6 protein-coding genes are annotated in these 9,833 nt (G+C 60.1%); 4 read left to right on the plus strand and 2 right to left on the minus strand.

The window, feature by feature from the left end:
• Positions 1-9 precede the first annotated feature (9 nt).
• Positions 10-2,385: an efflux RND transporter permease subunit gene (locus EAH78_RS25460; protein WP_430539949.1), complete on the plus strand. Its 2,376-nt coding sequence runs from the start codon at positions 10-12 to the stop codon at positions 2,383-2,385.
• A 174-nt stretch (positions 2,386-2,559) separates the two neighbouring features.
• Here the strand turns inward: EAH78_RS25460 and EAH78_RS25470 are convergent, their stop codons facing one another.
• Complete coding sequence (locus tag EAH78_RS25470) at positions 2,560-3,279, minus strand: FadR/GntR family transcriptional regulator (RefSeq protein WP_084320617.1); 720 nt, start codon at positions 3,277-3,279, stop codon at positions 2,560-2,562.
• A gap of 186 nt (positions 3,280-3,465) precedes the next feature.
• The gene (locus tag EAH78_RS25475) at positions 3,466-5,202 is read right to left on the minus strand and encodes an IlvD/Edd family dehydratase (protein WP_077432073.1); all 1,737 of its coding nucleotides are present in this window, start codon (positions 5,200-5,202) and stop codon (positions 3,466-3,468) included.
• A 193-nt stretch (positions 5,203-5,395) separates the two neighbouring features.
• On the opposite strand from EAH78_RS25475, the gene EAH78_RS25480 reads away from it, so the two are divergent.
• From EAH78_RS25480 to EAH78_RS25490, 3 genes are all read left to right on the plus strand, one after another.
• The gene (locus tag EAH78_RS25480; RefSeq protein ID WP_140670134.1) at positions 5,396-6,718 is read left to right on the plus strand and encodes an MFS transporter; all 1,323 of its coding nucleotides are present in this window, start codon (positions 5,396-5,398) and stop codon (positions 6,716-6,718) included.
• A 152-nt stretch (positions 6,719-6,870) separates the two neighbouring features.
• Positions 6,871-7,863 (plus strand): AraD1 family protein, encoded by a 993-nt coding sequence (araD1, locus tag EAH78_RS25485; protein ID WP_140670136.1) that lies wholly within the window; start codon positions 6,871-6,873, stop codon positions 7,861-7,863.
• 10 nt (positions 7,864-7,873) lie between these two features.
• Positions 7,874-9,454: an aldehyde dehydrogenase (NADP(+)) gene (locus EAH78_RS25490; RefSeq protein ID WP_140670138.1), complete on the plus strand. Its 1,581-nt coding sequence runs from the start codon at positions 7,874-7,876 to the stop codon at positions 9,452-9,454.
• The last annotated feature ends 379 nt before the right edge of the window (positions 9,455-9,833 follow it).

A 9,833-nucleotide genomic window follows, 5' to 3' on the forward strand; every position in this document is an offset into this window, starting at 1 on the left:
ATGACATCCATGACAAGTCATCACCAGGACAAGGCGACGTTTCTTGAGCGCCTGATTTTCAACAACCGCCCGGCAGTGATCACGATCTGCCTGCTGGTCAGTATTTTCCTGTTCTGGCAGGCGACGCTGATCCGGCCGTCCACCAGTTTCGAAAAAATGATCCCGCTCGAGCATCCCTTCATTCAGAAGATGATGGAGCACCGCAACGATCTGGCGAACCTGGGCAACACCGTGCGCATCTCGGTGGAAGCCACTGACGGCGACATCTTCTCCAAGGAATACATGGAGACCCTGCGTCAGATCAATGACGAGGTGTTCTACATTTCCGGTGTCGATCGCTCCGGCCTCAAGTCGCTGTGGAGTCCGAGCGTGCGCTGGACCGAAGTGACGGAGGAGGGCTTCGCCGGTGGTGAAGTGATCCCGCAGAGCTACAACGGTTCCCAGCAAAGCCTGGATCTGCTGCGCAACAACGTCCTCAAGTCCGGGCAGGTCGGGCGTCTGGTGGCCAACGACTTCAAGTCGAGCATCGTCGATATCCCGCTGCTGGAGTCCTACCCGGACCCGCAGGACCAGGGCAAGTTGCTGGCGCTGGACTACCGTCAGTTCTCCCATCAGCTGGAAGAAAAGATCCGCGACAAGTTTGAAAAGCAGAACCCTAACGTCAAGATCCACATCGTCGGTTTCGCCAAGAAAGTCGGCGACCTGATCGATGGCCTGGTCATGGTGGTGATGTTTTTCGGCGTCGCCTTCATCATCACGCTGATTCTGCTGTACTGGTTCACCAACTGCATGCGCAGCACCGTGGCGGTACTCAGTACCACGCTGGTGGCGGTGGTCTGGCAGCTGGGGTTGATGCACTTCTTCGGCTTCGGGCTCGATCCGTATTCGATGCTGGTACCGTTCCTGATCTTTGCCATCGGTATTTCTCACGGCGTACAGAAGATCAACGGTATTGCCTTGCAATCCAGTGAGGCCGACAACGCACTGACCGCGGCGCGGCGCACGTTCCGTCAGTTGTTCCTACCGGGGATGATCGCGATCCTCGCGGATGCGGTGGGTTTCATCACGCTGCTGATCATTGATATCGGTGTGATTCGTGAACTGGCCATCGGCGCGTCCATCGGCGTGGCGGTGATCGTGTTCACCAACCTGATCCTGCTGCCGGTGGCGATTTCCTACGTTGGTATCAGCAAGCGCGCCGTTGAGCGGAGCAAAAAGGATGCGGTCCGCGAGCACCCGTTCTGGCGTCTGCTGTCGAACTTCGCCAGCAAAAAAGTCGCGCCGGTGTCGATCTTCCTGGCCTTGATCGCCTTCGGTGGCGGTCTCTGGTACAGCCAGAACCTGAAAATTGGTGACCTCGATCAAGGCGCACCGGAGCTGCGTCCAGATTCGCGCTACAACAAGGACAACAATTTCATCATCAGCAACTATTCCACCAGTTCCGATGTGTTGGTGGTGATGGTCAAGACCAAGGCTGAAGGTTGCTCACGCTATGAAGCCATGGCGCCGATCGACGAGCTGATGTGGAAGATGCAGAACACCGAGGGCGTGCAGTCGGCGATTTCCCTGGTGACCGTGTCCAAGCAGATGATCAAGGGCATGAACGAGGGCAACCTGAAATGGGAAACCCTGTCGCGCAACCCGGACGTGCTGAACAACTCCATCGCGCGTGCAGATGGCCTGTACAACAACAGCTGCTCCCTGGCGCCGGTGCTGGTATTCCTCAACGATCACAAGGCGGCAACGCTTGATCGTGCGGTGCATGCGGTGCAGGACTTCGCCAAGGAGAACAACAAGGACGGTCTGGAGTTCATCCTCGCGGCCGGTAACGCCGGGATCGAGGCGGCCACCAACGAGGTGATCAAGGAATCCGAGCTGACCATCCTGATCCTCGTCTACATCTGCGTTGCGACCATGTGCATGATCACCTTCCGTTCGTGGGCGGCGACCTTGTGCATCGTCCTGCCGCTGGTGCTGACCTCGGTGCTCGGCAACGCCCTGATGGCCTTCATGGGTATCGGCGTGAAAGTTGCGACCCTGCCGGTGGTGGCGCTGGGCGTGGGGATTGGCGTGGACTACGGCATTTACATCTACAGCCGTCTGGAAAGCTTCCTGCGTGCCGGCCTGCCGTTGCAAGAAGCCTATTACCAGACGCTGAAGTCCACCGGTAAAGCGGTGCTGTTCACCGGTCTGTGCCTGGCCATCGGCGTGTGCACCTGGATCTTCTCGGCCATCAAGTTTCAGGCCGACATGGGCCTGATGCTGACCTTCATGCTGCTCTGGAACATGTTCGGCGCGCTGTGGCTGTTGCCGGCGCTGGCGCGGTTCCTGATCAAACCGGAGAAACTGGCCGGGCAGAAGGGCAACTCGCTGTTCGCTCACTGATCCACCTGAAACGAAAAAGCCGCAACCTTAAGGTTGCGGCTTTTTTACATCTGAAGGTTGACGCTAAACCCATTTGGGAGCGGGCTTGCTCGCGAAGGCGGCGTGTCAGTCGACATCAACAATGAATGATGCACCGCATTCGCGAGCAAGCCCGCTCCCACATTGATTTGTGGATTATGACGGATCAGTACCCAACACCACATTCAACGCACTGCGCGCATCATCAAGCTGCACCAGCGTCGCATGCCGTGCGCCCAGCGCATCGCGATTCTCGATGGCTGTGAGGATTGCCTTGTGCCGGGGCAACGCCAGTTCGTGCAGGTTCGGCCGCTGGTTGGAATGCTTCAATGCTTCGGCAATCGCCACCGACAGCATGTTGCACAGGTTGGCCAGCAAGTCGTTGTGGGTCGCGTCGGCGATGCGGCTGTGAAAATCCAGGTCCGGTTGCAGCAACGCTTCCGGGGTCGGCGCCGCTTCCATGCGCTGGTAGGCTTCGCCGATGGACGCGATGTCTGCGTCGGTGGCGAACTGCGCGGCCAGTGCAGCGGCGGCGGGTTCGATGATGCTGCGCACACTGGTCAGCAAATCGAAAAACTGGTTCTGCGGGCTGCTTTGCATCAACCAATGCAAAACGTCCGGGTCGAGCATGTGCCATTCCTTGCGCTGCTTGACCACCGTGCCGACACGCGGACGGGAATACACCAGCCCCTTGGCAACCAACACTCGGGTGGCTTCGCGCAACACTGGGCGGCTGACCGCGTACTCCTCACACAGCAGGGCTTCGGCGGGCAGTTTGTCGTCCGGCTTGAAGCGCCCGGAAACGATCTGCATGCCCAGTTCCTGGACAATGCGCGAGTGCATGCTTTTGCGGTCGGAGGGTTTGCGGTAATCCATGGGGAACGGCGCGGTCCTGTGCGAAGGGGTGTCGCGCATGATAACAGGCACGACGGGATCTTGAGGCAGGTACAAAGCAAATGTGGGAGCGGGCTTGCTCGCGAAGGCGGTGTGACAGTCAACATCTCTGCTGAATGTTAAACCGCTTTCGCGAGCAAGCCCGCTCCCACATTTGGACGGTGGTGATCAGTGAGAGTGGCGCGGCACTTCGGCGCCGCGGCAGCCGACCAGGAAGTCGAAGTCGCAACCCTGATCCGCCTGCAGCACATGGTCGATGTACAGCTGACGATACCCGCCCAGGATCATCTGTTGCGGTGGTTGCAGGTCCGCCATCCGCGCCGCCAGTTCAGCATCCGGAATATCCAGGTGCAAACGCCCGCTGGCACAGTCCAGCTCAATCCAGTCACCTTCCTTCACCGCGGCCAAAGGTCCGCCTGCCGCCGCTTCCGGCGCGACGTGCAACACCACGGTGCCATACGCGGTGCCACTCATGCGCGCATCGGAAATGCGCACCATGTCGGTCACGCCTTGCGCCAGCAACTTGGCCGGCAAACCCATGTTGCCGACTTCAGCCATGCCCGGATAACCCTTCGGCCCGCAGTTTTTCATCACCAGAATCGAGTTGGCGTCGACGTCCAGTTCCGGATCGTTGATCCGCGCCTTGTACATGTCGAAGTTCTCGAACACCACCGCGCGCCCGCGATGCTGCATCAGTTCTGCCGTCGCTGCGGACGGCTTGAGCACCGCACCGAGTGGTGCCAGGTTGCCGCGCAACACGCAGATGCCGCCGTCGGCGCGGATCGGGTTGTCGAGGGTGCGGATCACTTCGTCCTGGCCGTAGATCGGCGCGTCCTTGGTGTTCTCGCCGAGGGTCTTGCCGTTGACGGTCAAGGCATTCGGATGCGGGATCAGGTTGGCTTCACCGAGGCGACGCAGCACGGCGGGCAGGCCGCCGGCGTAGTAGAACTCTTCCATCAGGAAGCGCCCGGACGGTTGGAGGTCGACGATGGTCGGCATGCCGCGACCGATGCGGGTCCAGTCGTCCAGCTCCAAGTCCACGCCGATGCGGCCGGCGATGGCTTTCAAATGGATCACGGCGTTGGTCGAACCACCGATGGCAGCGTTGACGCGGATGGCGTTTTCGAAGGCTTCTTTAGTGAGGATTTTCGACAGCTTCAGGTCTTCGCGAACCATTTCTACCGCACGCATGCCGGACATGTGCGCCAACACATAACGGCGTGAATCAACCGCCGGAATCGCCGCGTTGTGGGGCAGGGAAGTGCCCAGTGCTTCGGCCATGCAGGCCATGGTCGATGCCGTGCCCATCGTGTTGCAAGTGCCCGCCGAGCGAGACATGCCACCCTCGGCTGCGAGGAAGTCGTCGAGGGTGATGGTGCCGGCTTTCACTTGCTCGCTGAGCTGCCAGACCACCGTGCCGGAGCCGATGTCCTGACCTTTATGCTTGCCGTTGAGCATTGGGCCGCCAGTGACGACGATCGCCGGCACGTCGCAACTGGCCGCACCCATCAGCAGTGCCGGGGTGGTTTTGTCGCAACCGGTCAGCAATACCACGCCATCAATCGGGTTGCCGCGAATCGCTTCTTCGACGTCCATGCTCGTCAGGTTGCGGGTAAACATGGCGGTCGGGCGCAAGTTGGATTCGCCGTTGGAGAACACCGGGAATTCCACCGGCCAGCCACCGGCCTCGATCACCCCGCGTTTGACGTGCTCCGCGATCTGGCGGAAGTGCGCGTTGCACGGGGTCAGTTCCGACCAGGTATTGCAGATGCCGATGATTGGCTTGCCCTGGAACTGGTGGTCGGCGATGCCCTGATTCTTCATCCAGCTGCGGTACATGAAGCCGTTCTTGTCGGCGGTGCCAAACCATTGGGCGGAGCGCAGGGTGGGTTTCTTATCAGACATGATCGATTCTCTTATTGTATGACTATATTGTTACGGCTACGGCGTAACATAAGCGCAAATTCGCCGGTTTGGAAGTGTTGTTGGGTAATTAGTAATACTATATAGTCGATTTCAACGGAGGGTTGGCCCTGGTGATTTTCGGCGAGAGGCGGCCCCCGAGGTTCTATAACAACAACAATCGGAGACCGATCTCATGAGCCAGGAACTGCGGCTTATCCGCCGCATCACGCTGAAACTGATTCCCTTCCTGATCCTGCTGTACCTGATCGCCTATGTGGATCGTTCCGCGGTAGGCTTCGCCAAGCTGCACATGGGCGCCGACATCGGCCTCGGTGACGCGGCTTACGGCCTCGGTGCCGGGCTGTTCTTCATTGGTTATTTCCTGTTTGAAATCCCCAGCAACCTGATGCTCGACCGCTTCGGTGCACGACGCTGGTTCGCGCGGATCATGATCACCTGGGGCGCCATCACCATCGGCATGGCGTTCGTACAGGGACCGCAGAGCTTCTATGTGATGCGCTTCCTGCTCGGTGCGGCGGAAGCTGGGTTCTTCCCGGGCGTTCTGTACTACATCACGCAGTGGTTTCCGATTCGCCATCGCGGCAAGATCCTTGGCCTGTTCATCCTTTCCCAACCCATCGCGATGATGGTCACCGGTCCGGTGTCCGGCGGCTTGCTCGGCATGGACGGCACCCTCGGTTTGCACGGCTGGCAGTGGCTGTTCATCGTCATCGGTACACCGGCGATCCTGCTGACCTGGCCAGTGCTGCGTTACCTGCCTGATGGCCCGCAACAGGTGAAATGGATGGACCAGACCGAGAAGGACTGGCTGTCCGGCGAGTTGAAAAAGGACCTTGAAGAATACGGCCAAACCCGTCACGGCAACCCGTTGCACGCGCTCAAGGACAAGCGTGTGTTGCTGCTGGCGCTGTTTTATCTGCCGGTGACGTTGAGCATTTATGGCTTGGGCCTGTGGTTGCCGACATTGATCAAACAGTTCGGCGGTAGCGACTTGGTCACCGGTTTCGTTTCCGCGGTGCCGTACATTTTCGGGATCGTCGGGTTACTGATCATTCCGCGCAGCTCCGACCGTTTGAATGATCGTTATGGTCACCTGGCCGTGCTGTATGTGCTGGGCGCCATCGGCCTGTTCCTTAGCGCCTGGCTGACGGTGCCGGTGTTGCAACTGGCCGCGCTGTGTCTGGTGGCGTTTGCGCTGTTTTCCTGCACGGCGGTGTTCTGGACATTGCCGGGTCGATTCTTTGCCGGAGCCAGCGCGGCGGCCGGGATCGCCTTGATCAACTCGGTGGGCAACCTTGGCGGTTATATCGGTCCGTTCGTGATCGGTGCGCTGAAGGAATACACCGGCAACCTCGCGTCGGGTCTGTATTTCCTGTCGGGAGTGATGGTGTTCGGGCTGGTGCTGACGGGCGTGGTGTATCGGTTGCTGGAGCGCAAGCATGTGCTGCCGGCGGATCAATTTGCAGCCAGTGCGCGCGGTGCAACCCGTACTTAAGGTCAACACCAATCAACTGTGGGAGCGGGCTTGCTCGCGAAGGCGGTGTGTCAGTCTCCGTGAATGTTGAATGTGATGGCCCCTTCGCGAGCAAGCCCGCTCCCACATTTGCTTCGTGGTGTTGTCGAGTTTTGTGTTTACAGGAGAAAATCATGCGTTTGGTTCAATTCGAATTAAGTAACGGCGAGCGCCGCGTCGGTGTCGTCGAGGGCGGTCTGGTCCGTGAAGTACAAGACGCGCACACCGTCCGCGATCTGGCATTGGCAGCAATAGAAGCTGGCACAAATCTGCAGCAACAGGTAAACGCCCTCGGCCTGGGCACCAGCCACGTTTACGCCGAACTGCTCGCCACGTTGCGCATCCTGCCACCACTGGATCACCCGGACCCGGCGCACATGCTGGTCAGCGGCACCGGCCTGACCCATTTGGGCAGCGCCTCGGCACGGGACAAAATGCATCAACACGCCGGTGACGAAGCGGCCATGACCGACACCATGCGCATCTTCAAATGGGGTGTGGAGGGCGGTAAACCAGACGCAGGGCAGGCCGGCGTGCAACCGGAATGGTTCTACAAGGGCGACGGCAGCATTGTCGTTCGGCCGGGCCAGCCGTTCCCGCTGCCACCGTTCGCCGAAGACGCCGGCGAAGAGCCCGAGCTCAGTGGCCTCTACGTCATCGGCCACGATGGCAAGCCTTACCGCCTCGGTTATGCCGTCGGCAACGAGTTCTCCGATCACGTCATGGAACGTAAAAATTACCTGTACCTGGCGCACTCCAAATTGCGCAGTTGCAGTTACGGTCCGGAGCTTCGGGTCGGCGAATTACCCCAGCATCTGGCCGGCACCAGCCGCATCCTGCGCGACGGTGAAGTGCTGTGGCAGAACGAGTTTCTCAGCGGCGAAGCCAACATGTGCCACAGCCTGGAAAACCTCGAATACCACCATTTCAAGTACAGCCAGTTCCTGCGTCCGGGGGACGTGCACATTCATTTCTTCGGCACCGCGACCCTGTCGTTCGCCGACGGTATTCGTACTCGACCGGGTGACGTGTTTGAAATCAGCCAGACCGAGTTTGGTGCACCGTTGATCAACGGCATCGAACCTGCGCCAGCAGCGTTAGAACCCGGTACCGTTGGCACCCTTTAAGGAGACATGCATGACCCTGATCCTTGGACACAATTACATCGGTGGCCAGCGCAGCGCTGTTGGCTCGCTCAAGCTCCAGAGCATTGATGCCAGCACCGGCGAAGCGTTGCCGCACGATTTCTACCAGGCCACCCCGGAAGAAGTGGACGCCGCCGCCAAGGCTGCCGCTGCGGCTTACCCGGCGTATCGCAGCTTGAGCGCGGAACGTCGTGCGCAGTTCCTCGATGCGATTGCCGATGAGCTGGACGCGCTGGGTGACGAGTTTGTCGCTGTGGTCTGCCGCGAAACCGCGCTGCCTGCTGGGCGTATTCAAGGCGAACGCGGTCGCACCAGCGGCCAGATGCGCCTGTTCGCCAAAGTGCTGCGGCGCGGTGATTTTTACGGTGCGCGGATCGACAAAGCATTGCCCGAGCGCACGCCACTGCCACGTCCGGACTTGCGCCAGTACCGTATCGGGCTCGGCCCGGTCGCCGTGTTCGGGGCCAGCAACTTTCCGTTGGCGTTCTCGACGGCTGGTGGCGACACCGCTTCGGCCCTGGCGGCCGGTTGCCCAGTGGTGTTCAAGGCTCACGGCGGTCACATGGCCACGGCCGAATGGGTGGCTGACGCGATCCTGCGGGCCGCGGAAAAAACCGGCATGCCGGCCGGTGTGTTTAACATGATCTACGGTGGCGGGGTCGGCGAAGCGCTGGTCAAGCACCCGGCAATTTTAGCCGTTGGCTTTACCGGCTCGTTGAAGGGCGGTCGCGCCTTGTGCGACATGGCCGCTGCACGCGCGCAGCCGATTCCGGTGTTCGCCGAGATGTCGAGCATCAACCCGGTGATCGTGCTGCCGCAGGCGTTGCAGAGCCGCGCTGAAACAGTCGCCCGTGACCTGACGGCGTCGGTGGTTCAGGGCTGTGGTCAGTTCTGCACTAATCCTGGGTTGGTGATCGGGATTCGTTCGCCGCAGTTCAGCGCATTCGTGCAGCAGGTCGCATGGTTGATCAACGATCAGCCGGCACAAACCATGCTCAATGCCGGAACCTTGGGCAGCTATGGCAAAGGCCTGGAAAAACTCCTCGCGCACCCGGGCATCTCGCATCTGGCGGGCAATGCGCAAAAGGGCAATCAGGCTCAGCCGCAATTGTTCAAAGCGGACGTCAGCCTGTTGCTCAAGGGCGATGAAGTCCTGCAGGAAGAGGTGTTCGGTCCGACCACGGTGGTGGTGGAAGTGGCCGATCAGGCGCAACTGAGCGCCGCACTGAACGGGCTGCATGGCCAGCTCACCGCGACGATCATTGGCGACCCGGCGGACTTCGAACAGTTCGGCGAGCTAACGGCGCTGCTGGAGCAAAAGGTCGGACGGATTCTGCTGAACGGGTATCCGACGGGCGTGGAAGTCTGCGATTCGATGGTCCACGGCGGACCGTACCCGGCGACGTCCGATGCACGCGGCACGTCGGTGGGCACCTTGGCGATTGACCGTTTCCTGCGCCCGGTGTGCTTCCAGAACTACCCGGACAGCCTGCTGCCAGACGCGTTGAAGAATGGCAATCCGCTGCGCATCCAGCGCCTGGTGGATGGTCATCCGTCCAGAGAAGCCCTCTAACGGTTAAACACAATCAATGTGGGAGCGGGCTTGCTCGCGAAGGCGGAGTGTCAGTCGACATATTTTTCGCTGATACACCGTCTTCGCGAGCAAGCCCGCTTGTGTCTTGCGCAGGAATTAGACTGGTGATGAGAGCGGTGAGTGGCAAGCTGAACGCCCGGAGTGCTTAAAGCACGTGTGGGAGCCCACGCTGCCATTCACCCCTCCACTCTGGTTATTGAGCCCGAACAGTTGAACGAGCCTACCTCGAACAGTTACAAGCGTGGAGCCCAGCCAGAGCGCTCTCACCTTTGAGTGTAAGAGGGTTTGGCTATGTTTTCCTGCGCAGGCATCGACGTTTCTAAAGACAACCTTGAAATCCGGATCAATCCGCAAGACG

This window comes from Pseudomonas arsenicoxydans (assembly GCF_006438915.1).
Classification (GTDB): Bacteria; Pseudomonadota; Gammaproteobacteria; order Pseudomonadales; family Pseudomonadaceae; genus Aquipseudomonas; species Aquipseudomonas arsenicoxydans_A.